Annotated in this window: 27 protein-coding genes and 2 tRNA genes; 13 read left to right on the top strand and 16 right to left on the bottom strand. The window is 55.7% G+C overall.

The window, feature by feature from the left end:
- Positions 1-2 precede the first annotated feature (2 nt).
- On the bottom strand, positions 3-833 hold the full coding sequence (locus IM299_RS02860; protein WP_071993779.1) for an ABC transporter substrate-binding protein: 831 nt from the start codon (positions 831-833) through the stop codon (positions 3-5).
- A gap of 241 nt (positions 834-1,074) precedes the next feature.
- Here IM299_RS02860 and IM299_RS02855 point away from each other — a divergent pair, with 241 nt between their 5' ends.
- From IM299_RS02855 to IM299_RS02840, 4 genes are all read left to right on the top strand, one after another.
- Positions 1,075-1,242, top strand: a complete 168-nt coding sequence (locus IM299_RS02855; RefSeq protein ID WP_032644868.1) for a hypothetical protein — start codon at positions 1,075-1,077, stop codon at positions 1,240-1,242.
- 422 nt (positions 1,243-1,664) lie between these two features.
- Positions 1,665-2,975, top strand: coding sequence for a sensor histidine kinase (locus IM299_RS02850; RefSeq protein ID WP_227013013.1), 1,311 nt, complete (start codon positions 1,665-1,667; stop codon positions 2,973-2,975).
- Entirely contained in the window at positions 2,968-3,579 is a 612-nt protein-coding gene (locus IM299_RS02845; RefSeq protein WP_047368399.1) for a response regulator transcription factor, read from the top strand. Before IM299_RS02850 ends, IM299_RS02845 begins: the two co-directional genes overlap by 8 nt.
- Positions 3,580-3,669: 90 nt before the next feature.
- Entirely contained in the window at positions 3,670-4,149 is a 480-nt protein-coding gene (locus tag IM299_RS02840) for a heme-binding protein (RefSeq protein ID WP_047368400.1), read from the top strand.
- A 36-nt stretch (positions 4,150-4,185) separates the two neighbouring features.
- On the opposite strand, the gene IM299_RS02835 is transcribed toward IM299_RS02840, so the two are convergent.
- Positions 4,186-4,326 carry a hypothetical protein gene (locus tag IM299_RS02835; RefSeq protein WP_003857665.1) on the bottom strand — a complete coding sequence of 47 codons (141 nt, stop codon included), beginning with the start codon at positions 4,324-4,326 and terminating at the stop codon, positions 4,186-4,188.
- 125 nt (positions 4,327-4,451) lie between these two features.
- On the opposite strand from IM299_RS02835, the gene IM299_RS02830 reads away from it, so the two are divergent.
- A complete protein-coding gene (locus IM299_RS02830; protein WP_193357013.1) occupies positions 4,452-5,234 on the top strand; it encodes an MBL fold metallo-hydrolase in 783 nt (260 codons plus the stop codon).
- 72 nt (positions 5,235-5,306) lie between these two features.
- Positions 5,307-5,942, top strand: coding sequence for a carbonic anhydrase (locus tag IM299_RS02825; RefSeq protein ID WP_028012884.1), 636 nt, complete (start codon positions 5,307-5,309; stop codon positions 5,940-5,942).
- Positions 5,943-5,970: 28 nt separating this feature from the next.
- On the opposite strand, the gene IM299_RS02820 is transcribed toward IM299_RS02825, so the two are convergent.
- From IM299_RS02820 to mdtK, 4 genes are all read right to left on the bottom strand, one after another.
- Entirely contained in the window at positions 5,971-7,566 is a 1,596-nt protein-coding gene (locus IM299_RS02820; RefSeq protein WP_193357012.1) for an FAD-NAD(P)-binding protein, read from the bottom strand.
- 118 nt (positions 7,567-7,684) lie between these two features.
- Positions 7,685-7,761, bottom strand: a tRNA-Val gene (locus IM299_RS02815).
- A gap of 4 nt (positions 7,762-7,765) precedes the next feature.
- Positions 7,766-7,842: transfer RNA gene (locus IM299_RS02810), tRNA-Val, on the bottom strand.
- 153 nt (positions 7,843-7,995) lie between these two features.
- Positions 7,996-9,369, bottom strand: a complete 1,374-nt coding sequence (gene mdtK, locus IM299_RS02805; protein ID WP_193357011.1) for an MdtK family multidrug efflux MATE transporter — start codon at positions 9,367-9,369, stop codon at positions 7,996-7,998.
- 225 nt (positions 9,370-9,594) lie between these two features.
- Between mdtK and IM299_RS02800 the strand changes: the two genes are divergently transcribed.
- Entirely contained in the window at positions 9,595-10,236 is a 642-nt protein-coding gene (locus IM299_RS02800; RefSeq protein ID WP_193357010.1) for a riboflavin synthase subunit alpha, read from the top strand.
- Between the two features lie 30 nt (positions 10,237-10,266).
- On the opposite strand, the gene cfa is transcribed toward IM299_RS02800, so the two are convergent.
- Positions 10,267-11,415, bottom strand: coding sequence for a cyclopropane fatty acyl phospholipid synthase (gene cfa / locus IM299_RS02795; protein ID WP_028012888.1), 1,149 nt, complete (start codon positions 11,413-11,415; stop codon positions 10,267-10,269).
- A 297-nt stretch (positions 11,416-11,712) separates the two neighbouring features.
- Positions 11,713-12,903, bottom strand: a complete 1,191-nt coding sequence (gene punC, locus IM299_RS02790) for a purine nucleoside transporter PunC (RefSeq protein ID WP_193357009.1) — start codon at positions 12,901-12,903, stop codon at positions 11,713-11,715.
- A gap of 114 nt (positions 12,904-13,017) precedes the next feature.
- On the opposite strand from punC, the gene punR reads away from it, so the two are divergent.
- Positions 13,018-13,929 (top strand): DNA-binding transcriptional activator PunR, encoded by a 912-nt coding sequence (gene punR / locus IM299_RS02785; RefSeq protein WP_028012890.1) that lies wholly within the window; start codon positions 13,018-13,020, stop codon positions 13,927-13,929.
- Between the two features lie 17 nt (positions 13,930-13,946).
- On the opposite strand, the gene purR is transcribed toward punR, so the two are convergent.
- Positions 13,947-14,972: an HTH-type transcriptional repressor PurR gene (gene purR, locus IM299_RS02780; RefSeq protein ID WP_008500597.1), complete on the bottom strand. Its 1,026-nt coding sequence runs from the start codon at positions 14,970-14,972 to the stop codon at positions 13,947-13,949.
- 297 nt (positions 14,973-15,269) lie between these two features.
- On the opposite strand from purR, the gene IM299_RS02775 reads away from it, so the two are divergent.
- Positions 15,270-15,359, top strand: a complete 90-nt coding sequence (locus IM299_RS02775) for a YnhF family membrane protein (RefSeq protein WP_020688313.1) — start codon at positions 15,270-15,272, stop codon at positions 15,357-15,359.
- A 163-nt stretch (positions 15,360-15,522) separates the two neighbouring features.
- The gene (locus IM299_RS02770) at positions 15,523-16,689 is read left to right on the top strand and encodes an MFS transporter (RefSeq protein WP_193357008.1); all 1,167 of its coding nucleotides are present in this window, start codon (positions 15,523-15,525) and stop codon (positions 16,687-16,689) included.
- Positions 16,690-16,726: 37 nt separating this feature from the next.
- On the opposite strand, the gene sodB is transcribed toward IM299_RS02770, so the two are convergent.
- Positions 16,727-17,308 carry a superoxide dismutase [Fe] gene (gene sodB / locus IM299_RS02765; RefSeq protein ID WP_028012892.1) on the bottom strand — a complete coding sequence of 194 codons (582 nt, stop codon included), beginning with the start codon at positions 17,306-17,308 and terminating at the stop codon, positions 16,727-16,729.
- Between the two features lie 122 nt (positions 17,309-17,430).
- Positions 17,431-18,204, bottom strand: a complete 774-nt coding sequence (locus IM299_RS02760) for a C40 family peptidase (RefSeq protein WP_193357007.1) — start codon at positions 18,202-18,204, stop codon at positions 17,431-17,433.
- Between the two features lie 338 nt (positions 18,205-18,542).
- Here IM299_RS02760 and grxD point away from each other — a divergent pair, with 338 nt between their 5' ends.
- Positions 18,543-18,890, top strand: coding sequence for a monothiol glutaredoxin 4 (gene grxD / locus IM299_RS02755; RefSeq protein ID WP_003832760.1), 348 nt, complete (start codon positions 18,543-18,545; stop codon positions 18,888-18,890).
- 44 nt (positions 18,891-18,934) lie between these two features.
- Here grxD and rnt read toward each other — a convergent pair whose 3' ends face one another.
- The 5 genes from rnt to eptA form a co-directional block, all read right to left on the bottom strand.
- Entirely contained in the window at positions 18,935-19,585 is a 651-nt protein-coding gene (gene rnt, locus IM299_RS02750) for a ribonuclease T (protein WP_028012894.1), read from the bottom strand.
- 95 nt (positions 19,586-19,680) lie between these two features.
- On the bottom strand, positions 19,681-20,088 hold the full coding sequence (gene gloA / locus IM299_RS02745; protein ID WP_193357006.1) for a lactoylglutathione lyase: 408 nt from the start codon (positions 20,086-20,088) through the stop codon (positions 19,681-19,683).
- Positions 20,089-20,188: 100 nt separating this feature from the next.
- Entirely contained in the window at positions 20,189-21,286 is a 1,098-nt protein-coding gene (locus IM299_RS02740) for an alkene reductase (protein WP_028012895.1), read from the bottom strand.
- Positions 21,287-21,339: 53 nt separating this feature from the next.
- Positions 21,340-21,939 (bottom strand): TetR/AcrR family transcriptional regulator, encoded by a 600-nt coding sequence (locus IM299_RS02735; RefSeq protein ID WP_193357005.1) that lies wholly within the window; start codon positions 21,937-21,939, stop codon positions 21,340-21,342.
- 41 nt (positions 21,940-21,980) lie between these two features.
- On the bottom strand, positions 21,981-23,606 hold the full coding sequence (eptA, locus tag IM299_RS02730) for a phosphoethanolamine transferase EptA (protein ID WP_048960364.1): 1,626 nt from the start codon (positions 23,604-23,606) through the stop codon (positions 21,981-21,983).
- A 149-nt stretch (positions 23,607-23,755) separates the two neighbouring features.
- On the opposite strand from eptA, the gene IM299_RS02725 reads away from it, so the two are divergent.
- On the top strand, positions 23,756-23,995 hold the full coding sequence (locus IM299_RS02725; protein WP_028012898.1) for a DUF1289 domain-containing protein: 240 nt from the start codon (positions 23,756-23,758) through the stop codon (positions 23,993-23,995).
- 48 nt (positions 23,996-24,043) lie between these two features.
- Positions 24,044-24,940 carry an aldo/keto reductase family oxidoreductase gene (locus IM299_RS02720; protein WP_028012899.1) on the top strand — a complete coding sequence of 299 codons (897 nt, stop codon included), beginning with the start codon at positions 24,044-24,046 and terminating at the stop codon, positions 24,938-24,940.
- The last annotated feature ends 67 nt before the right edge of the window (positions 24,941-25,007 follow it).

The following is a 25,007-nucleotide window of genomic DNA, read 5'->3' as shown; positions in this document are numbered from 1 at the left end:
AATTACCTGGCTTCTATTTTAAAAGCGCGAGGCTGTGGAGCGGGCGTGTTTGGGCCAAACCAGACGTCATAGATCTTTGCCGCCTGACCGTTCTTCTCGAGATTAACCAGCTCATCGTTGACGGCTTTCAGCAGCGCCGTTTCACCTTTCTTCACCCCGACGCCAATTTCTTCTTTACTGAGCAGATCGGGCAGGATTTTGAAGTTCGCTTTATCCGGAGCCTGTGCCAGCAGGCCTGCAAGAATTGTGCTGTCCTGGGTAATGGCCTGTACGTTGCCGTTGCGCAGCGCCGTCAGCGCCAGAGGAATGTCGTCATAAGCCAGCACGCGGGACTGCGGGAAACGCTGGTGGAGCGCCTGTTCACCCGTGGTGCCTTTGACCGCGCCAATGCGTGCCCGGCTGTATTCATCCAGCTTATCGGGCGATTTGGCGGGAACCAGGAACTGTTGTCCGGTCACGAAATAGGGGGTGGAGAAATCAATCACCTGCGCGCGTTCCGGGGTGATGGTGATATCCGCTACGATCAGATCTGCTTTACCGGACTGAAGCAGCGGAATTCGGTTGGCCGGATTGGTGGCAACCAGTTCAAGCTTCACGCCGAGTGATTTTGCCAGTGCTTTGGCAAAGTCCACGTCGTAACCCACGATCTCGTGCGTTTTTGCATCAATTGAGCCAAACGGTGGGTTGGCGTCAAACGTGGCGACTTTCACCACCCCTGCGGCCTTAATATCTTCCAGCCGATCGGCCAGCGCCTGCGCTGAAAACAGGCTCCCGGCGGCCAGTAATCCCAGAACTGCCGTCCCTTTTTTAAACCTTTTCATCTTTGCTGCCATAGTCATCGTTCGTCCCGTTGTTTTTGTTTTGCACCGTTACGCTCCCATAAGCAAAAGCTATCGCCAAATAAGAAAATGTTCTTTGCTCTATACAAAAAAGCATTAGTGAACAGTGTGTTACCGGCAGGTAAATGTAAGGAGCTATTTGCACGTCCTGCACATCGACTGCCGGAATTGATATTTCCGCGGCCAGGAAACGCGTGCTTAACTCAAGGCTGGTGAAGCGAGAGGGGTAAAGGCAATGAAAAAATGGATCGGCACGCTACGGCGGTTTTTTGCGACCCGGCCAGCGAATGCGGAGAACAGCGCGCAGCGTGTTCTGGAGTCAATACTGCCTGTTGCCAGCCTGTATGGCGTGGACGTCGCTAACATCGACCCGGAGTGGTTCCATGATAAAACGTCACGCTGAACTTCGCCGCACGCGCGAAACGTACTGGAATGAGCTGTGCGTGATCCGTGTAAAGCAGGGATGAACGGAAAAATACGCGGGCAAATCCTCGGTAAACCCTGGCCGTTTTGATACCAATATCTCCTTTCTCAGAAGGAGATGATAATGAAACGGACAGTATTAATCCCGGCACTTTCTGCCACCGCACTACTGATTACCATGCAGGCGGCGCACGCTGATTTATGAACGGCTGGACGGAAGACGCCGCGCGTTTTACCAGTTTGAGACGGCGTCTTCCCCGCAAAGCCTGATCCTGATGCTGACCGGCTTTAGCAAAACGCCGGAGATCTGATTACGCCCGCGTTTTTTTGTTCTCATCAACGTTAACTGGTAATGTCGACAGCCTGAATGACGGGCCAGTTAACGCGATGAGCATAAAAAAGATGATAAAGCGCAGCATCGCTGCGTGGGTGGTGGTCTGCCTGATAAGCGGCGTGCTGCTGTATGCGGAACAGATACGCCGCCAGTTCTGGGAGCGCGATCGAGAGTTTACGGCGCTGTATTCGGGGATCGGCGCCGTGCTGACGCAAAACGAGTCGGTACTTCCGCTTCTCACCGGCGATGAAGACCTCACCGCGTTACGCAAAAAATTCCCCCACATTAAGGCTCTGGAAAAAACCACCGGTCGCGCGCTGGATGCCGCCCGCGTGGAGCCTTTTCGCGGCGTTCAGTACTGGCTATACAACCCGTGGCGGCAGATCCGCATCCTGATCGACTTAAGCGCGCTGCTTGCGCCGAGCCATAGCTTTGCTGAGCTGCATCTGAATCTCTCGAATGACGATCGTCCGCGGTCAACGGGCGCTTTCTGGCACTGGCAGCGCACCTTCCCGCAGCATACTCAGCCCTTTATTCTCACTGCCGCGGCAGATCCGGACTGGTTCAGGGTCTCCTGGCTGGCGTATCCGCTGCTGTTTCTGACGTGGGGGATAGTGATTGCGGGCGCGGGAACCGTGCTCTGGCAGCGCAAACAGCGCCAGCAGGCCGAACAGCGTGCGCTCTATTATCAGCACGCCAGGCTTAACACGCTGGGAGAGATCACCGCGGGCATTGTCCATGAAATCAATCAGCCGCTGACCGCCGTGCAAACCTGGATCCAGGGGGCGCAGCGACAGCAGCAGGATAATCCGCAGGCCGTGTCGCAGGCGCTCGCGGCCGCGCTGCTGCAAACGCAGCGTATCAGCGCCTTGCTGACCCGGTTTCGCGAGCATGTGGTACAGGAAAAGGTGACCCTGCGCGAAACCGATCTGGTGCAGTGCTGGCAGCAGGTGGAGAATTTACTGGAGCACGAGCGTAAATCCCGGCGTATCGCGGTTATCCATGCGTTTGCTGTGGATGCTACGACCGTAATGGCGGACCGACTCTGGCTGGAGCAGATCCTGCATAATCTGCTCAGCAATGCGATTCAGGCGCAGCAGGAGAGCGCGGACGGCTGGGTGCGAATCGACAGTCAGAAAAATGAGAAGGGCATTCTGGTTACCCTGACCGACGGCGGGCCCGGGTTTAGCCCGGATGCCCTGCAGAACGCATTTATGCCATTCTTTAGCGGACGCCCCGGCGGAATTGGGCTGGGAATGACGTTAACGGAAACGCTGATGACGCGCATGAACGGCTCGATCGCCCTGGGCAATGCCCCGCAGGGTGGGGCGCAGATCCGCTTGCAGCTGGCAGCAGAAAAGGAGTTAAAACATGGATAAGGTGGTCTGGCTCATTGATGACGACGAGTCCATCAGAGAATCCCTGTCGTTTTTACTGTCGGGGATGGGCTGGCAGGTTAAGACGTTTGCGAGCGTCGAGGCTTTTACTCAGGCGCAGAGCGGTGAATCGGCGCTTGTCGGCTGTCTGCTGCTGGATATGCGCATGCCGGGCAAAGGCGGGCTGGCGTGGCTGGAAGAGGGCGAATGGCCGTGGCCGCTGCTGCCGGTCGTTGTCATGACCGGACACGGAACGATCGACGCCTGCCGTCGCGCGTTTCGCAACGGCGTATTTGAGTTTTTCACCAAGCCGTTAGACGCCGATAAGCTCATCGAAACGGTTGGGCTGGCCTTTGAGGAGAGCCAGCGACGGTCTGCTGCCTGGCAGGATATTTCGCAGATCAAAGCACGCTTTGAACAGCTAACCGCGCGGGAGCACGAGGTACTGACCGTACTGATGGAAGGGTGCAGTAATAAAGAGGTGGCAGCACGCCTGAATCTTTCCCCGAGAACCGTGGAAGCGCACCGTGCGGCGGCGTTTGCCAAGCTCGGCGTCACCAGTCTGGTACAGGCGAGCCGGGCGTACGACAAATTGCAATCCGTATAACTACCAGGTGGAGTGCGTAATCAACCGAATTACGTTTCATCGCGCCGTTAAGTAACCTCCGGGATGTCTAACAACACGCGAGGAAGTGCGATGAAAAAAGTCATGATGGTTGCGGCACTGGTCGCAGGTAGCGTAAGTCTGGCCGCACAGGCCGAGACGCTGACCCAAAAAAATCTCTCTCTGACGCAGGCTAACGCACTGGCAACATCCGCCATTCAGTCCTGTGCAGCGAAAAATTACCAGGTCGCGGTCACGGTGGTTGACCGTGCGGGCGTGGTAAAAGCGGTGCAGCGTATGGATAACGCCGGTCCTCACACGGTTAAAGCCAGCGAAATGAAAGCGTTTACGGCGCTCAGCGCAAAGAATGCGTCAGGCAAAGTGATGGAAGCGGCGCAGAGCAATGCGGGCGCACAGAACATGCGTGATATTCCTGGCTACCTGCTGCTGGCAGGTGGTCTGCCGGTAAAAGAAGGCGATGAGGTGATTGGGGCGATCGGCATCGGCGGCGCACCGGGCGGTCATCTTGATGAAGCCTGCGCTCAGGCGGCCATTGACGGGCTGAAAAAGTAATATAAAAAAAGCACCGGTTTACCGGTGCTTTTTTTATCAAATCTTGCAGGCATCACCGCAGTCGTCGTCGGCAACAATCGCCTGCGCTTTTTTATCCGCGTCGTCCAGACGTTCCGCGTTACGCTCTTCCGCTTCATCCAGACCGTTAAAAACTAAGTTATCGAGATCAATTTCCATGTTGCACCTGCTCTCTTCGGTTTTTGATACTGGCACAGTATAGGGTAAAAAACGTCGGCAATGTACCTCGCAGCACATAAGGATAATCCCTGCCATACTCAGTGCTTTATCACCGAGGAGCGCTCATGATTACACTCTGTAAAACCTGCGGTACCTCCTATGATGGAAAGCCGGAGAGATGTCCGATTTGCGAGGATGAACGCCAGTATGTCCCGGTCAGCGGTCAGGCGTGGATTGATTACGCGACGGTGACGGCCACGCACGTGAATAAATGGCAGCAGCTGGAGCCCGCGCTGTTCAGTATCAAAACGGTTCCCGCTTTTGCGATTAACCAGAGGGCGCTGCTTCTGCGCACCCCGCACGGCAATATTCTTTGGGACTGCATTGCCAACCTTGATCCCGCAACCCAAACGCTCATCACCGCGCTCGGTGGCCTTCACGCCATTGCGATATCGCATCCGCACTATTACACCACGATGCAGGAGTGGGCCGCGGCTTTCAATGCGCCGGTCTACCTGCACGCCAGCGACCGCGAATGGGTGATGCGCAACAGCCCGGCGATTCATTTCTGGGAGGGGGAGGCGCTGGAGATTTGGCCGTCCGTCACGCTGCTACGTCTCGGCGGCCATTTTGCGGGCGGAACGGTACTGCACTGGCAGGAGGGCGAGGGCGTTTTGCTGGCGGGGGATATTTTGCAGGTCACCCCGGGGAAAGATGCGGTGTCGTTTATGTGGAGCTACCCGAATATGCTCCCGCTGCCTGCCCGTACGGTTGAGGACGTTACCCGGCGCCTGGCGGGAAAATCGTTCGCTCGTCTTTACGGCGCGTTCGAAGGGCAAAACATCCCGGCGAACGCGGACGACATCGTGCAGCGGTCGGGCCAGAAATATATTGCTTGTCTCAGGTAAAGTACGGTGGGTAAACTTTACGAGTGTGATCGCGATCATACCTAAACGAAAACAGATAAAAGAGAAATTGCTATGCAACATATCATTGAAGGTTTTCTCAGCTTTCAAAAAGAGATTTTCCCGCAACGTAAAGAGCTCTTTCGCAGTTTAGCGTCCAGCCAGAATCCCAAAGCGCTGTTCATCTCCTGCTCCGACAGCCGTCTGGTTCCTGAACTGGTCACCCAGCAAGAGCCGGGACAGCTTTTTGTCATTCGTAATGCTGGCAACATTGTCCCGCCTTTCGGGCCGGAGCCGGGCGGCGTATCTGCAACTATCGAGTACGCGGTGGTGGCGCTGGGCGTGACGGATATCGTGATCTGCGGCCACTCCAACTGCGGCGCGATGAAGGCGATTGCCGATAACGCCAACCTGGAGCCAATGCCAGCCGTATCGCACTGGCTGCGCTATTCCGACGCGGCGAAAGCCGTGGTAGAGAAGAAAAGCTGGGACAAGCCGATCGATAAAGTGAATGCGATGGTGCAGGAGAACGTGTTTGCGCAACTGAGCAACATCAAGACCCATCCGTCCGTCGCGGTGGGCCTGCGTAATAATTCGCTTCGTCTGCACGGTTGGGTGTATGACATTGAAAGCGGCAAAATCCTTGCCCTGGATAAGAACACCAAAACGTTCGTATCGCTGTCGGAAAACCCAGAGGTCTTCTTCGAGTAATTACCGATAGCAGGGCATGGAAGCCCTGTCAGTTCTCCACGTACGGTAACCGACGCCGTCTCCCCGAGGCAGGTTTTTCAGCCGCCTTCGCCATCGCCTCTGCAATTTCCGCACACTCCGCCAGCCCCTGAACGAAGGGACTATCGTGCATCAGCCACGGTATCGCACCGAAAGCAATGCGCCCGCGAACCGTTTCAGGCGCTTTAAGCGTGTAATCCTCACCAATGTCGGGTATCTCGTCGCCTGTATCTGCCAGCTGTTTACGCAGCGTCGGGAAAGGCAAGTCCTTTGTTTTGAGCGGCTTTTGTCCGCGCGCGTCAATAAACACGTCGAAACGATAAACGCTCTCTTTGGTGGTAATTACCGTCCGATCGCTGCCGGTATCGAGCGTGTAATCATCGCCGAGCGCCGCCACGCTAATGATGCCGGCCTCGCGAAGCGCAAGCAGCCTGCGGATAGACTGCGGCGGGATGGCGGCATAGTTGTCGATAAACACGCGGGCGAGGCCCTGCTTAAAGCGCTCTCTGTCGTCGTCGTTGAGGTGGGGCACAATCTCCTGAACCACCTCATGCAGTCGAAGGACGGTATAGCGCCAGGCCACGGTGCGCCGTTCGCGTTTGTTGCGTTCAACCTCGCTGAGGTTCTCTTCCGCCCAGGTAAAGGGGCCGTGCCGTTTACGGTCCTCAAACCATGCCTCACGTAGGCTGTCGGCATCCTGGTTACGCAGAGAAATTTTCTCGCACCACGCCGGGTCGGCGAGCTCGAGCTCTTTCACCATCAGGGAAAATATGCGGTCAAGCAGGCCGTCCGATCCTTTGGCTATCTCGCGTTCAACCACGAATTCGGTCAATACCGACAGCGGTTCGTAAGGGATTGGACAGTAAAAATCGGCTTCCGGCAGAATGCCCGTGCGGGACATCAGCGTAATGTTTAACCCTTCGCTGCCCTTGTCGAGGAGGAATTTACCGTCACGAAACTCACCGTGCTGCATTACCACCGCCATAGCCGCGTCCAGACCGCTCAACGACGTTCCCATAATGCCCACGCGGCAAGGGGGAATGCTGGCGTCCATCAACCCTGACCACGGGCTGGGGAAGAACGTGCGCGTGGCTTCCTCCTCATCTGGCCAGACGTGGCCGGTGGCGATAACCGCCAGGTCGAACCGATCGGGCAAAGTGGTGTCGTTGACGGAAAGCGTTACGCCGGTTGTCGAGGGGATGATGTCCGTTACCTTCGCGGATTCATGGACCGTAACCTGGAACCCCAGCTTTTTTGCCTCTTTCACGATTGAACGCAAGCTGTCGCGAAAATACTCTCCCAACAGGAGTCGGGGCAGGAACTGCCGGTCATGCAGGCTGGCTTTATCAACCTTAAAGCGCGCCAGATGGGTGTCGCTCTGTTCCTTGAGCCAGTCGAGGTAGGTCATAAAAATGGGCGGAATTTCTATGCTCGCAATGTTCGCCAGCATCAGCCGGGAATTATTGTCGTCGTTATAGGGCATGCCCACGCCGGCTTCATCGGCCTGTTCGAAGACGGATACGGAGAGCGGGGTGCTGTTATTAAGCAGATGATAAAAGGTGTAAATCCCTGTGGGGCCGGAGCCGATAATCGCGATATTCTTCATTGACGCGCTTCCTGTATTTATTCCATAAGAAAAGCGTAGCAGGAGAATAATGATGAAAATAAGCGATTAAGAAAATTCAGGGTAAAAGGAGAGAATTTGCACCATTTCAGGACTGAAATGGTGCGTCCGAGTGGACTCGAACCACCGACCCCCACCATGTCAAGGTGGTGCTCTAACCAACTGAGCTACGGACGCAGAATGGTGCGTTCAATTGGACTCGAACCAACGACCCCCACCATGTCAAGGTGGTGCTCTAACCAACTGAGCTATGAACGCAACGTGTTGTCGGTGACAACGGGGACGAATATTAGCGGCACAGCATCAAGGAGGCAAGAGGGAAAACGCATTTTTCTCTCTGATTTCACGCGATTGCTTCATTACCGCGCAAAGTGAAGAGAAAGTAGCCGCCAGCTGGCGGCTACTGCGTAGTTAACGCGCAGCGCGCTGCAAAATTACCGTTGACGGCTGGCGCTGCAGGAAGCGCATGCGCATCATCATCATGATCGCCGCCGACGTCAGTCCGATGATAAAGCCCATCCAGAATCCGGCTGGCCCCATGCGATCAACGACCAGATCGGTCAGCGCCAACATGTAGCCAGTAGGCAGACCCAGCACCCAGTAGGCGATAAAGGTAATAAAGAAGATCGAACGCGTGTCTTTATATCCGCGCAATACGCCGCTGCCAATCACCTGAATGGAGTCAGAAATCTGGTAAATCGCGGCCAGCAGCATCAGGTGCGATGCCAGCGTGACGACCTCCGGATTATCGTTATAGAGCAGGGCAATTTGCTCGCGCAGCGCCACCGTAAAAAGCGCCGTGCAAATGGCCATGCAGACGCCAACGCCTAATCCGGTGCGCGCGGCGGTTTGCGCATCAAGCGTCGAGCCTTGCCCCAGGCGGAAGCCCACGCGGATCGTCACTGCCGCGGCCAGCGACATGGGCAGAACAAACATCAGAGAGCTGAAGTTCAGCGCGATCTGGTGCCCGGCGACGTCCACAATGCCCAGCGGGGAGACCAGCAGGGCAACCACGGCAAAGAGCGTCACCTCAAAGAACAGGGCCAGCGCAATCGGCAAGCCTAGCTGCACCAGGCGCGTCATGATGCTCCAGTCCGGCGTACTGTATCTGTTCTCGTTACGAATATCGCGCATTGAACGGGCGCGTTTCACATAAGCGATCATACTGAAGAACATTACCCAGTAAACCGCAGCCGTCGCCACGCCGCAACCGACGCCGCCCAGCTCCGGCATGCCGAAATGGCCGTAGATAAAGATGTAGTTCACCGGAATATTCACCAGCAGGCCGATAAAGCCCATCACCATGCCGGGCTTGGTTTTCGCCAGCCCTTCACACTGGTTACGGGCGACCTGGAAAAAGAGGTAGCCGGGCGCACCCCAGAGCAGGGCGCGCAGATAGCCCACCGCTTTGTCTGCCAGCGCCGGGTCAATATTGTGCATGGCGCGGATGATATGACCCGCGTTCCAGAGCACGACCATAATCAGCACGGAGACAAACCCTGCCAGCCAGAAACCCTGGCGGACCTGATGGGCAATACGCTCGCGACGACCCGAGCCATTAAGCTGAGCGATAACCGGGGTGAGGGCGAGCAGCAGACCGTGGCCGAACAGGATGGCCGGCAGCCAGATTGACGTGCCGATGGCAACGGCCGCCATATCGGTGGCGCTGTAGCCACCCGCCATTACCGTATCCACAAATCCCATTGCGGTCTGGGCCACCTGCGCGACGATCACTGGTATAGCCAGTGCCAATAGCTGGCGCGCTTCATTCATGTACTTCTGCACGTGAACACCTTTATTTTGTAGTTATATGAGAGACTAAAAAAGCCGCCGAAACGGGCAGCAAGAAGAAAATGCAGGGGGGTGCCAGCTATTGTAGCGGGCTTTAGCTATTTATCTAGTGAAAAAATCGCCAGAAAATGCGCTCCGCTGGCAACCTGTTTTTCCAACTGTTATTGTGGTGGGATTAAACGGTGTCACCACCGTCCGGAAAAAACAGGAGTTGTAAGCATGTTTACTGGTATTGTGCAGGGCACCGCCAAAGTGGTGTCCATTGATGAAAAACCTAATTTTCGTACTCATGTTGTAGAGCTGCCGGAATATATGCTCGACGGCATAGAGACCGGCGCCTCGATTGCCCATAACGGCTGCTGCCTGACGGTGACCGAAATTAATGGCAACCAGATTAGCTTTGATTTAATGAAAGAGACGCTGCGTATTACCAACCTGGGTGAACTGGTGGTGGGGGATACCGTCAACGTTGAGCGCGCGGCGAAGTTCAGCGACGAGATTGGCGGCCATCTGATGTCCGGGCATATCATGACCACCGCCGAAGTGGCGAAAATCGTCACATCAGAAAATAACCGTCAAATCTGGTTTAAAGTGCAGGACCCGTCATTAATGAAATACATCCTCTATAAAGGGTTTATTGGCATTGATGGGATTAGTCTGACGGTGGGAGAAGTGACTCCGACGCGTTTTTGCGTGCATTTAATTCCCGAGACGCTGCAGCGCACCACGCTGGGTTCGAAAAAACTGGGGCATCGCGTGAATATCGAAATCGATCCGCAAACCCAGGCGGTTGTAGATACCGTTGAGCGCGTGCTGGCCGCAAAAGAAGCCGCAATAATTAAAGCTGTAGAAGAAGAATAAAAAATAACCCCGGCTGACCGGGGTTATTTTCTAGCGTGCGACCCGCAAGCCGTGTTCAATCCCACGGCTGAAAACAACCTGCCAGAGCTGAATATCTCGCGCGCGAAACGCCCCCGCGCAGGCATTCAGATAATAGCTAAACATCCGCTTAAATCGTTCAGAATAGTTGTCCGCAATTTCAGGCCAGGCTTCCTGAAAACGTGCATGCCACGCCATTAACGTGGTGTCGTAATCCGCGCCGAAGTTATGCCAGTCTTCCATCACGAAGTGGGATTCGCTGGCGTTGGCAATCTGGCGTACGGACGGTAAACAGCCATTCGGAAAGATGTATTTGTTGATCCACGGGTCAACGTTATTGTCGGTCCGCTTAGAGCCGATGGTGTGCAGCAGGAAAATACCGTCCGGTTTCAGATTACGGTCCACCACCTCGAAATAGGTGTCGTAATTTTTCGGCCCGACGTGCTCGAACATGCCCACGGAAACGACCCGGTCAAACTGTTCGTTCAGATCCCGGTAATCCTGCAGGCGGATATCCACATCAAGCCCCAGGCAGCGCTCCTGCGCCATTTTTTGCTGTTCAGCGGAAATGGTGACGCCGACCACGCTGACGCCGTAGTGCTTCGCCATAAAATACGCCAGCCCGCCCCAGCCGCAGCCAATATCCAGCACGCGCATACCGGGCTGCAACTGCAATTTCTCGCTAATCAGGCGCAGCTTGGCCTGCTGAGCCTCTTCAAGCGTCGACGCCTCTTTCCAGTAGGCGCAGGAGTATTGCATGAAGGGGTCCAGCATGCGGCTGAACAGATCGTTGCCGAGATCGTAATGCTCTTTGCCGACGATCCAGGCACGCTTTTTACTTTGCAGGTTAAAGAGACGGGCAGAGGCGACACGCAGGGTGTCTTTAAGATTACGGGGGAGTTGTTTTTCCAGACCAGCACGCAGCACGCTGGCGAAAAAAGTATCCAGCCGTTCGCATTCCCACCAGCCGTCCATATAGCTTTCCCCCAGGCCTAGCGACCCCTCGCGCAACACGCGTTTAAAAAAATCGGGATGTTTAACCTGAGGATCCGATGGGGATGATCCGTTGATAGTGATGCCTGCCCGACCTAACAGTTCACTGACGATCCGGGACCAGTTATCGTCCGGAACGCTGACTTCTTCTATACACGATGAACTCATAGCTTCTCCATCACCCTACTGTGATCAGAACCTTAAAACAGCGTAGACGCTTTTTTGGTTTGTGAGAAATCTCACGGTAAATACCGCGAGGCTAGTATCCGACGTAGAACAGAGGAAGGGAGATAACCCTTGCCGAAATGCCTTCCATGGTAAAACGGGAGCACTCCGGCTCCCGTTAACACATAATATTTATCGTATTTAATCGAACCAAATTTAGTATAGGCCTCAAAATTTGGTGATTCAATAGAAAATTCTTAGCAACCTAATCACTGAAAATTAACATAGTTTCTGGCGCGATTAGGCATGCGAGGTTTCTACCTGCGTGCTCTCATCCTGCGCGGAAGCCTGCATGCGATAGCCTATGACGGCCAGCGCAACGGTAGCCAGCATCACGCTGGTTGTCGTCAGCAGCGGCGTGGCAATCAGCGCGGAGACCACCAGGCTTGCCAGGAAGCACAGCCCCAGCTGCAGGGTGTTCTGCAGCGCAGCCGCGCGGCCTGTCGCCTGCGGGAACGGACGCAGCGCCTGCGCCACAACGATAGGGTAGATCGCCCCGTTCGCGATGGCCATCACGCAGAATGGAATCAATATTTCGGCCAGACCCGCGCCCGGAATAAAGCCAACGGCCCAGGTGCCGATGACGCTCAGCGCATAGAGCACCAGCAGCCACGGCAGCATCTGATGGCCTTCCCATTTTTGCAGCGCCGCGCGACAGCCGTACCCGCCCACCAGGAACGCGATGGTCTGCGGAACGTAGCTCAGGCCAATGGCCGCCGGGCTATAGCCCATATCGTGCAGAATAAACGGCGAACCGGTCAGCCACGCGAAGAAGCTCGCCGAGCAGGCGGCATAGATCAGAACGTTGCCGCGATACGCTTTCGCGCTCAGCAGGGAGGTGAAGGTAATCGGCTTCGCGTCTGCGTGCGCCTCTTTCTTATGCGCGGGCTTGAGGGTGAACGCCGGCAGCATCAGCACCAGCGTGATGGCAAACAGCGTGGCAAAGATGGCCTGCCAGTCAAAGTGCGCGAGGATCCAGCTGCCCAGCAGCGGGGCGAGGGCCGGAGAGAGCCCCACCAGCGGCATGATGGTGGCGAAAATACGGTTAGTGCGGTTCGCCGGATAGTAGTCGGTGACCAGCGCTTGCCAGGTGACGGCCGCGGCACAGACGCCGACCGCCTGAACAAACCGCAGCACCAGCAGCCAGGAGGCATCGCGCACCCATAGCATCCCCAGGCAGCCCACGGCAAAAATGGCCAGCCCCAGCAGCAGCACCGGTTTACGCCCAAAGCGATCCGAAAGCGGTCCCCAGAGCAGCTGCGCGAAGGCAAAACCGGCCAGGAACAGGCTCAGGCTGGCGCTGATGGCGGCAGCAGGGGTTTGCAAATCTTCCTGCATGGCGGCAAACGCCGGCAGGTACATATCGGTGGCCAAAAAGCCCAGCACGCTTAAGCCGCCGAGCCAGACTAAAAAACCTTTCCTGGGTTGCACTGTTTTATTCTCCTGAGGAGGCAGGTATACGTTGGCGCTGAGTGTAGGGAGTGCAAAGCCGCTTGTGAAACGCTAATATTTGGCGGGTGCATTCAAATTTTTTGCAGGCAGAAAATGTGGTCAGATTATTCTCTTGAAGTGGTCGATGCTGTCGCGCGTAACGGCAGCTTTAGCGGAGCGGCGCAGGAGTTGCACCGCGTCCCTTCAGCCATCAGCTATACGGTGCGACAGCTTGAGGAGTGGCTGGCGGTACCGCTGTTTGAACGGCGGCATCGTGATGTTGAATTAACGCCCGCAGGGGCGTGGTTTTTAAAGGAAGGGCGTTCTGTTATCAAAAAAATGCAGATCACCCGCGAGCAGTGCCAGCAGATCGCGAACGGCTGGCGGGGGCACCTTTCCATTGCGGTGGATAACATCGTTAAGCCCGAGCGCACCCGGCAGATGATTGTCGATTTTTATCGGCATTTCTCTGACGTAGAACTGCGGGTCTCGCAGGAGGTGTTCAACGGCGTCTGGGATGCGCTGGCGGACGGCAGGGTAGAGATGGCGATTGGCGCGACCCAGGCGATCCCGGTCGGGGGACGTTACGCCTTTCGCGATATGGGGATGCTGAGCTGGAAATGCGTGGTGGCAAGCGATCATCCCCTGGCGGCGACGGAAGGGCCGTTGAGCGACGATACGCTGCGCAGTTGGCCGTCGCTGGTGCTGGAGGATACCTCCCGCTCGCTGCCGAAGCGAATTACCTGGCTGCTGGACAACCAGCGGCGGGTTGTCGCCCCTGACTGGGGATCGTCGGCGACGTGCCTCAGCGCCGGGCTCTGCGTAGGCATGGTGCCCGCCCATTTTGCACGTCCGCGAATCGACACCGGTGAGTGGGTTGAGCTGACGCTGGAGAATCCGTTCCCGGATGCGGCCTGCTGCCTCACCTGGCAACAAAATGATGTCTCGCCGGCGATGGCCTGGCTGCTGGACTATCTGGGGGACAGCGAAACGCTTAACCGGGAGTGGCTGCGGGAGCCAGACTGACTGGCTCCGCAATGAGATTAACGACGGTAGTCGCGGAACGGGCCATCCGCAACGGAACGGCGTTCGATGAGGCGAGGGTGAACTTCAATGGACTGTGACTCTTCACGCTTGTTGACGATCCTGTCCAGCAGCATATTGAAGGCGGTTTCACCCAGTGAATCTTTCGGCTGGTGAATGGTGGTTAACGCTGGCGTGAAGAAGCGCGCGTTGCGCACGTTGTCATACCCGATCACGGAGATGTCCTGCGGAACGCGCAGACCCAGCTCGTCGGCCGCGCATAGGGCGCCCATCGCCATGATATCGCCCCCGCAGAAAACGGCGGTTGGACGGTGAGGCTGGGAGACGATCTGCTGCATCGCGCGGTAGCCTGATTCCGGCTCAAAGTCGCCCTGCACGATCCAGTTTTCCGGCACGGTGATTAGCGCTTCTTCCATCGCTTTCATAAAACCGGCCAGGCGGCCCGCACCGGTGTTGCGTTCCAGCGGACCCGGGATCACGCCAATCTCGCGGTGGCCGCGTTCGATCAGATAACGGCCCGCCATGTAACCGCCTTCAAAGGCGTTATCGATAACGGAGTCGGTGAAGTCGGCGCGCGCTTCGCCCCAGTCCATCACCACCATAGGGATATGGCGATACTCTTCCAGCATCGAAAGCACGGATTCCGGGTACTCTGAACACATCACCAGCAGGCCGTCCACGCGCTTTTGCGCCATCATCGACAGGTAGGCGCGCTGTTTTTCAATGCTGTTCCAGGCGTTGCCTAGAATCAGGGTATAGCCTTTCTGGAAGCAGTTTTTTTCTACCGCTTCAATGATCTCGGCAAAATAGGCCGCTTCGCTGCTGGTCGCCAGCAGACCAATAGACTTGGTGTGATTAACCTTGAGGCTGCGCGCAACCGCGCTTGGCGAGTAGTGCAGCTCTTTGATCGCTGCCCAGACGGCGTTGCGCGTCTCTTCCGCCACAAAACGGGTTTTGTTAATTACATGTGATACGGTTGTAGTGGAAACGTTTGCGCGTTTTGCTACGTCTTTAATTGTTGCCATTAAATGTCACTCCAGACCATATCCTAAACTCCTGAAAAACTTGAAGGTAAACGTTTGCCTTCTCTCACCCTTATCACGCAATTTTGAATTGCGGCACGCCGGGAAAACGACACGGGACGTCAGGAGGGGGTCAATGGCCGGTACGCTAATAAATTTAGCGTGGAATTTTGGCCTATCTTGATGAAAAGGGGAAGAGGTAAAGTGTTTATCAGCTTAAATCCAGGAAGATTTTTGACGTAAACTGTGCAAAAATGAGCAAGCTCACTTTTCGTGGGGGGATTAAAAGGAGAAAAATTGATGAGTTCCGATCTGAAGTTTTCGCTGTTCACCACCGTTATTGTGCTGGCGCTGATTGTGGCGGCTGGCCTGACGGCTGCGCTGCATTGATTTACGCGGGGGGAGAGCCTTCTCCCTCCCGAACGCTCCGATTGTTACTTCTCTGGCAAAAATCTTTTGCCATTTTGTTAACTTCTCATTTTTTGTGATTGATGTCATGCTTTCCGCTTCTTTGTTCTGTGTCACCACATGACACGGCATCCGGAGTTGACGCATGAAAATCAATTTTCCCCTGCTGGCCCTGGCGATTGGCGCTTTTGGGATTGGCACCACTGAATTCTCCCCGATGGGGTTACTGCCCGTTATCGCCCGGGGCGTGGACGTCTCGATCCCGGCCGCCGGGATGTTAATCAGCGCCTACGCCATCGGCGTGATGGTAGGAGCGCCGCTGATGACGCTTCTGCTTTCGCACCGTGCGCGCCGCAATGCGCTGATTTTCCTGATGGCAATTTTCACCCTGGGCAACGTGCTTTCGGCCATTTCGCCGGATTACACCACTCTGATGCTGTCGCGCATTCTGACCAGTCTCAACCACGGTGCTTTCTTTGGTCTGGGCTCGGTCGTGGCCGCAAGCGTGGTGCCAAAACACAAGCAGGCCAGCGCCGTGGCCACCATGTTTATGGGGCTGACTATCGCTAACATCGGCGGTGTTCCCGCGGCAACCTGGCTGGGCGAGGTCATTGGCTGGCGGATGTCCTTCCTGGCGACGGCCGGACTGGGCGTGGTCGCGATGGTGGCGTTGTTCTTCTCCCTGCCAAAAGGCAGAGCGGGTGAACGCCCTGATGTACGCAGAGAGCTGTCGGTGCTGATGCGCCCGCAGGTACTCTCCGCGCTGCTGACCACCGTGCTGGGGGCAGGAGCGATGTTTACCCTCTACACCTACATTTCGCCGGTCTTACACGACATTACCCACGCAACGCCACTCTTTGTTACCGCGATGCTGGTGCTGATTGGCGTGGGCTTCTCGATTGGCAACTATCTCGGCGGGAAATTTGCCGACCGTTCCGTGAGCGGCACGCTGAAGGGCTTTTTAACCCTGCTGATTGTCATTATGGTCGCGATCCCGTGGCTGGCGCAGAATGAATTCGGTGCGGCGATTGCGATGGTTGTCTGGGGCGCTGCCACCTTTGCCGTGGTGCCGCCGCTGCAGATGCGCGTGATGCGTGTTGCCCATGAGGCGCCGGGTCTCTCGTCTTCCGTGAATATCGGGGCGTTCAATCTTGGCAATGCGCTGGGCGCCGCCGCCGGAGGCGCCGTGATTTCAGGCGGTCTGGGGTACAGTTTTGTGCCGGTGATGGGGGCGATTATTGCCGCGCTCGGCCTGCTGCTGGTGATGATGTCCGGCCGTAAACAGCCTGAAGCGGTTTGCACGGCTGAATAAGCAAAAACGCAGAAGGGTTACCCCTTCTGCGTGTCTCTTACGCGGCGAAGTTCTTCGCGACAAAGTCCCAGTTAACCAGAGCCCAGAAGTGCTCCAGGTAGTTCGGGCGCGCATTGCGGTAATCAATGTAGTAAGCATGTTCCCACACGTCTACGGTCATCAGCGGCGTAGCGCTGGTGGTCAGCGGGGTGCCCGCGTTAGACGTGGACACGATAGCCAGTTTGCCATCCGCCTCTTTTACCAGCCACGTCCAGCCAGAACCGAAGTTCTTGATGGCGGCATCGGTAAACTTCGCTTTAAACTCAGCAAAGCTGCCAAAGGCGGCGTTGATGGCGGCTGCCAGTTCACCGGCAGGTTCGCCACCGGCATTCGGCGCCAGGCAGTGCCAGTAGAAAGTGTGGTTCCACACCTGAGCCGCGTTGTTAAAAACGCCACCCTCTGAGCTGCGAACGATCTCTTCCAGCGTTTTGCCTTCAAAATCGGTTCCCTTGATGAGGTTGTTCAGGTTAGTGACGTACGTCTGATGATGCTTGCCGTAGTGGTATTCCAGGGTTTCCGCTGAAATGTGCGGTGCCAGGGCGTCTTTTGCATACGGTAGTGCAGGTAATTCGAACGACATTGCTTCTCTCCTTATTGTATTTTGTGTTGCCAATAACCCTACAGACAACAAGGACAGGATAGCAAATTGAAAGGGTATGCAAAAGAGGAACTTACCCTGCCGCAGATGCGGCAGGGCAGGGATTAACGAATGGTTTTTGGCGTCATGACGCGACGCGCGCCGACGTAATGACGTACCCAGTAATCTTCGCTGAGCGAGGTGATTTGAATGTCCTGACCGCTGCGCGGAGACTGGATGAATTTCCCGTTGCCGACGTAGACGCCCACGTGGTCAGCCGTACCGCGACCCTGCGTGCGGAAGAAGACCAGGTCGCCGTTTTCCAGCTCACCCCGGTTAACCGGTGACGCATCGCGCAGGTGATACATCTCATTGGCGGTACGTGGAATACGGAATTTAACCAGATCTTTATAGGCGTAATAGACGAGGCCGCTGCAGTCGAAACCGGTACGCGGCGAACTGCCGCCCCAACGATAAGGTTTGCCAATCTGCCCCATCAGTTTATTCATCGCGGTTTTTTGCGCTTTTTGCACACGCACTTTATGCACATCCGCCAGCTTTGTTACCTTCGTGCATTTTGCTTTATGGCCTTTACGGGTAATGCATTTTTCTGTAACGAGGTTAGCGGCGGTCTGCGAAGCTTTATTTTTGGCGGTGCGGGTAGTGCGGGAAGATTTTGTTTTCGTCTTGCTGGAAGCGGTTTGTTTAGTCTGAGCGGTGGTTTTTTTCTTGTCGTTCTTGTTGCTGGTTTTTTTCTTACGTTCTGTGGCTTTCACCAGATGGCTTTTTTGTACAGCAGATTGCCGCGCCTGCTGAGAGGCGTTTGCCGCTGGCGTTAACATGAGTGATGTAAACAGTAAAGCACAGAGCGTGATCGAGATTTTAGTTATCCGCGCCACTGGGCAGTCCCCTGATATATGCAGGTCATCAATAATACCCGCGTGTGATTTACAAAGCCCGTCGATTCTAATCCATAAAAACCCGAGAAGTTAATAGCATTTTTCAATCTAAAAACGTGTTTCGTTAGCAAGTGCAAAAAAATTCATCGTTCTGACGCACAATTGTTCACTCCCTAAGCAAAACCCTGACGGGCGAAGGGGTAAACACCATTTGCAATGCAACTTTTGTGGAGTCGGGGTAAAATACATAAACGTGACGAAAATGTTATTTTCCGATGCCAGCCTGACCCGCTACAATGTCAGACTACTGCCGTAACAGAAGTTAAAGGAAGCAAGACATGAGCACCACTATTGAAAAAATCCAGCGCCAGATCGCTGAAAACCCGATTCTGCTGTATATGAAAGGTTCTCCGAAGCTGCCAAGCTGCGGCTTCTCCGCGCAAGCGGTTCAGGCGCTGTCAGCCTGTGGTGAGCGTTTTGCTTACGTTGATATCCTGCAGAACCCGGACATCCGCGCTGAGCTGCCAAAATACGCTAACTGGCCGACCTTCCCGCAGCTGTGGGTAGACGGCGAGCTGGTGGGCGGCTGCGATATCCTGATTGAGATGTATCAGCGCGGCGAACTGCAGCAGCTGATCAAAGAGACGGCGGCGAAGTACAAAACGGAAGAGCCGGACGCTGAATAATTTTCTGCGTTAATAAAAAAGCGACCTGAAGAGGTCGCTTTTTTTTATTCTTCACTGTCGCCCATCGGCAGCGGCCAGCCGCCCAGACGCTTCCAGCGGTTGACGATCTCACAGAACAGCTCTGCGGTGCGCTCCGTATCGTATAAGGCGGAGTGCGCCTGGGTACCGTCAAACGGTATACCCGCCGTAATGCAGGCTTTGGATAAAACCGTTTGTCCCAGCGCCAGGCCGCTTAGCGCGGCGGTGTCGAAGGTCACGAACGGGTGGAAAGGGTTGCGTTTGAGCGATGCGCGTTCGGCTGCGGCCATGGTAAAGCTGTGATCGAAGGTCGCGTTATGGGCTACCATGATGGCGCGGCTGCAGTTGCTCTCTTTCATGCCTTTACGAACCATTTTAAAAATGGCGTGCAGCGCATCATATTCACTGACTGCACCACGCAGCGGGTTATGCGGATCGATACCGTTAAACGCCAGCGCCTCCGGCTGTAAGTTTGCCCCTTCGAAAGGTTCAATGTGGAAATGCAGCGTGGTGTCCGGTGTAAGCCAGCCCTGTTCATCCATCTTCAGCGTGATGGCGGCAATTTCGAGCAGCGCATCGGTTTTAGCGTTAAATCCGGCTGTTTCTACATCAATGACAACGGGATAAAAACCACGAAAACGGTCGCACAGACCGCTAAATTGAGCGTTATCGGACATCAGGGTCTCTTACAAGGGGAAAAAGCAGTGCGCATTATGGCAAATTTTGCAGGGTGATGCAGTAAAACTACGGGCGCATGTTGCGCCCTGAGGGATCAGTTGCCCAGACCGCGACCCGCGTCTTTGGCTTCAATCAGCTCGATCTTGTAACCGTCCGGATCTTCTACAAAGGCAATAACGGTGGTGCCGCCTTTTACCGGGCCGGCTTCGCGCGTGACGTTACCGCCGTTGCTGCGAATGCGTTCACACGCCTCGGCCGCGTTGTCCACTTCCAGCGCGATATGGCCGTAGGCGGTGCCCAGCTCATAGCTGTCCACGCCCCAGTTGTAGGTCAGTTCAATGACCGCTTCATCCGTTTCCGGGCCGTAACCCACGAACGCCAGCGAGTATTTGTATTCCGGGTTTTCGCTGGTGCGCAGCAGCTTCATGCCCAGGACGTCAGTGTAGAAATCGATAGAACGTTGCAGATCGCCAACGCGCAGCATGGTGTGAAGTAGGCGCATAATTTCCTCATTAACCAATGGAATAGACTATTTTTTTGAACAGAAACGATGTTTTAGTATAGCGGCGAAGTGTCGCCGCTATCAATGAACAATGGCGAGATTACAGTGAAGGGTAGTCGGTATAGCCTTCCGCGCCGCCGCCGTAGAAGCTCTCAGGACGCTGCGGGTTCAGGGCCGCTTTCTGCTGCAGTCGAGCAACCAGATCCGGGTTGGCAATATAGTCACGGCCAAACGCCACGGCGTCGATCAGCCCTTTATTAATCAGGTCTTCAGCTTTCTCAGGGGTATAAGCGCCCGCACCGATGATCACCCCGTGGAAGCGTTCGCGCACTTTCTGACGGAAGGCTTCCGTATAAGGCTTACCGCCGGCCCAGTCCGGCTCGGACATGTGCAGATAGGCAATGCCGCGTTTCGCCAGCTCTTCAATCAGATAGAGCGCGTCCGCTTCTTCATTCGGACCGTTGTCGACGTTCTGGAACGTACCGATTGGGGAGACGCGGATACCGATACGGTCCGGGCTCCACTCCTGACAAACGGCGTCAACCACTTCCAGCACCAGGCGGGCGCGGTTTTCGACGCTGCCGCCGTACTGGTCGGTACGATGGTTAGACGACGGTGACAGGAACTGGTGCAGCAGGTAACCGTGCGCGGAGTGCAGCTCAACCAGGTCAAAACCGGCTTCGCGGGCGTTGGCCACGGCCTGACGGAAATCGTTCACGATACCCGGGATCTCATCCAGCTCCAGCGCGCGTGGCGTAGAGGTGTCGACGCGGATCGCGTTGCCGTTTTCATCGCGCAGGGAGGTGCGGGTGTTCGCGTTCAGGGCAGACGCTGAAACCGGCGCCTGACCGCCAGGCTGAATGCTGCTGTGGGAGATACGACCGGTATGCCACAGCTGGACCGCAATGCGACCGTCTTCAGCGTGAACGCCCGCGGTGATTTTCTGCCATGCGGCGATCTGCTCCGGGCTGTGCAGCCCCGGCGCACCCGCATATCCCTTGGCCTGAGCAGAAATCTGCGTGGCTTCAGTGATGATCAGGCCAGAGCTGGCGCGCTGACGATAGTATTCACCCATCAGTGGGGTTGGGATATCACCCGGCTCAATGCTGCGCAGACGGGTAAGCGGAGCCATAAACACGCGGTTTGGCGCGGTGACGGCACCCACTTTTAAGGGGGTAAATAATTTTTCAGCTGACATAACGACTCCTGAGTAGACCAGTCGACTAGTAATAACGTAAATAAAAACGCCTGCTAAGCGCCAGGCGCAGTAATCGTACTTATCACATGTGCCAGCGCGCTTTCGAGCGGCACGGCACTGCGAGAAATTTTAGCCTGCAGGTTGGCGCCTAACCAGAGGGAGTAGAGCACCTGAGCCTGCGTTAAGGGATCCCCGGGGAAGGCGAGCGTATTTTCTTCGCGCCCCTTCGCCAGCGCCTGCGCCAGCAGGGCGATAACGCCGCTGGCGCCTTTATCCATTGCAGTGCGCATATCTTCTGAGAGATCGCACACTTCGGCAGAGAGTTTAACCGTCAGGCATCCGCTGATAATGCCCTGCTGACAGAACTGGTTCAGCGTTTCCTGGTAGTAGTTCAGAACACGATCCCGATAGTTACCTTCCCCCGTGGCGAAGTGGGTCGCGAGGCGTTGGTGGTAAGCAGCATAGTGCCGCTCCAGCATCGCCACGCCAAAGGCCTCTTTGGACCGAAAGTAGTGATAGAACGACCCTTTCGGTACCTCAGCGGTTTTTAATAGCTCGCTCAACCCCATACCGGTGAAGCTGCGGTGCATGCACAGCCGCTCGCCGGTCGCCAGGAGATGTTCGCGCGTGTCGTGTTCAGTATTTCTGCTCATGGATTCACTCTAATAGACCGTTCGGTCTAATGCAAGCGCTGTTACCGGCGACACGCATTCAGAATGTCCAACTGTTGCTGATAAACGCTTGATTTAACATCCATCATGCCCAGCACCGTCGAGAATAAATTGTCCTGCGAAACCGCATTTTTTGCTGCGTGGTCGCGTAAACACTGCGCGTTGATGCCAAAGTTTTTCGCATAGTCCGGGGACAGCCAGAACATAAACGGAATGTGCGTCTGCTGCTCCGGCGCCAGCATGTATGGCGTGCCGTGCAGATAAATACCGCTTTCACCGAGCGATTCCCCGTGATCCGAGAGGTAAATCAGCGCGGTGTTCATGTTCGCCTGACGGGCTTTCAGCGCATCAATGGTTTTGCTGACCATGCTGTCGGTATACAGGATGGTATTGTCATAGGTGTTCATCAGCGCCTGATGGTCGCAATCCTGAATTTCGTTGGTGTCGCAGGTGGGGGTAAATTTACGGAAATTATCCGGGTAACGGCGATAGTACGCCGGGCCGTGGCTGCCCATCAGGTGGATAACCAGCACCGTGTCCTGCTTCAGACCGTCCAGCACGTTGTCCAGGCGGTAGAAATTCACGTCATCAATACAGGACTGGTCTTTGCAGAACTGATCCAGCTTCCACTGCGTCATGTCGGTATGGGGAATACGATCGCAGGCACCTTTACAGCCACCGTCGTTGTCGCGCCACAGGAGGTTGATACCCGCATGGTTGAGCACGTCGAGCAGCCCTTCCTGATGGTGCGCCAGGTCAGCATCGTATTTGCTGCGCGTCATACCGGAGAACATGCACGGAACGGATACGGCGGTTTCAGTGCCGCACGAGGAGGCCTGCGGGAAGTTAATCACATCCTGCTTTTTCAGCTCGGGGTTGGTTTCACGCCCGTAGCCATTGAGGGAGTAGTTCGCCGCGCGCGACGCTTCGCCGATGACCAGCACCAGAACGGTTTTCTTCTGCTGACCCGTAATCAGCGCGCCTTTGTGCGCATCTTCGCCAATCCGCACCAGCGTTTGATCGCCGGCAAACCAGCGCATCTTGCTGTATTTCACCACGGCGCTGACGTAGTTCGCCGGAGTGACCATTTTGACGATGCTTTTGTTATTGCGGAACAGCGACGCGTAATCTTTATAAAACACCGCGGCGATAAGAATAATCACCAGCAGGGCACCGAGCATCGCGGCAACACGCGTCAGCAGGGCGTACCACCATTTGCCGGTACGAATGCGGGTCAGCGCCAGCACCAGGGATGGAACAAGACCGGCTATGACAATCCACAGAATCATCTGCGGGGTCACCAGCGCGGTGGCTTCCTGGGAGTTAGTTTCGAACACGTTCACAATCATGTTCTGATCGATGACCGCACCGTAGGTAAACATAAAGTAAGTTGCCGCAGCGCACCCGACAGTTAAGACGATCATCAGCGGCTTACGGATATACGGGATATTGAGCAGGCTAAATACAATGACCCAGCCACAAAACAGCACCACCGGCACGGATGCGGCGAAGAGAATATCGTGCAGATGCGCAGGGGCAATAATGGCCCAGCTGCGCTGGATAAACAGCCCGTTAAGCAGAGTAAAAAAGAGTGCACAGCCCAGAGTAAATTTTATGTCGTTACATTGTAACTTTTTACTTAACCACATCGATCGTAAAACCTGTCATTGTCATGATGTGGCGAGTATAGAGAGGGAAGATTAGTGAAACCTTAATGCCACAAAACTGTGGTAAAGCCCTTGCACGCGGCGCTTTTAGCGTCTTCACTGTAGGTGAGAGAGGTAAACCGGAGGTGAGTGTGGCAGAGCAACTGGAGTTTTTCCCCATCCAGAGCCCGTGCCGGGGGATTTGTCAGTCAGATGAACGCGGTTATTGCCGCGGGTGCATGCGTACCCGTGACGAGCGTTTTAACTGGCAAAACTTCAGCGACACGCAAAAGCAGGATGTGCTGCGCCTCTGCAGACAGCGACTTCTGCGCAAAATCCGCGCAAACAAAGCCTCTGAGACCGAAGAACCTCAGCAACCTTCACTGTTTTAATGCGGTAATTGCGTATACTCAAGACATCACGTCCTTGAGGAAAATGTTATGGTTCAGCGTATTACCCTTGCCCCCCAGGGGCCAGAATTCTCCCGTTTTGTGATGGGCTACTGGCGCCTGATGGACTGGAATATGTCCCCCCTCCAGCTGGCAAGCTTTATTGAAGAGCATATCGATTTAGGGGTAACAACCGTCGATCATGCGGATATTTACGGTGGCTATCAGTGTGAAGCCGCCTTTGGCGAGGCGCTCAAGCTGGTTCCGGCACTCCGGGAGCGCATGGAGATCGTTACTAAATGCGGTATTGCCACCACGGCCAAACCGGAGCATGCCCTCGGCCACTACATCACCGACAGCGCCCATATCATCAAGAGCGCCGAGCAGTCGCTGGTCAATCTGGCAACCGATCGTATCGACCTGCTGCTGATTCACCGTCCGGACCCGCTCATGGATGCCGACGAGGTGGCGGAAGCCTTCCTGAGTCTGCATCAGAGTGGGAAGGTGCGTCACTTCGGCGTCTCCAACTTTACCCCGGCCCAGTTTGCGCTGCTTCAGTCTCGTCTGCCGTTTACGCTCGCCACTAACCAGGTTGAGATCTCCCCGGTGCATCAGCCGCTGCTGCTGGATGGTACGCTCGACCAGCTGCAGCAGCTGCGCATTCGCCCGATGGCCTGGTCGTGCCTCGGCGGTGGACGCCTGTTTAATGATGATGCGTTCCAGCCGCTGCGCAATGAGCTGGAAACCATCGCCCGCGAGCTGAACGCCCAGAGCATAGAGCAGGTGGTTTACGCCTGGATCCTGCGTCTGCCGTCAAAACCGCTGCCGATTATTGGCTCCGGGAAAATTGAACGCGTCCGTTCCGCGCTGGCCGCCGAAGAGCTGCAGATGACCCGCCAGCAGTGGTTCCGCATCCGCAAGGCCGCGCTGGGTTACGACGTGCCTTAAACCGCAAGAAGGTGACTTTCCGGTGAAATCTGTGCCCCTGGTATACACTTAAGGGGCAAAAAATAAC

Origin of the sequence: Enterobacter cloacae complex sp. P47BA (assembly GCF_014930485.1) — a bacterium.
Lineage (GTDB): Bacteria > Pseudomonadota > Gammaproteobacteria > Enterobacterales > Enterobacteriaceae > Enterobacter > Enterobacter bugandensis.
The sequence above is the reverse complement of the archived record's forward strand: the minus strand, read 5'-3'. Positions and strand labels throughout refer to the sequence as shown.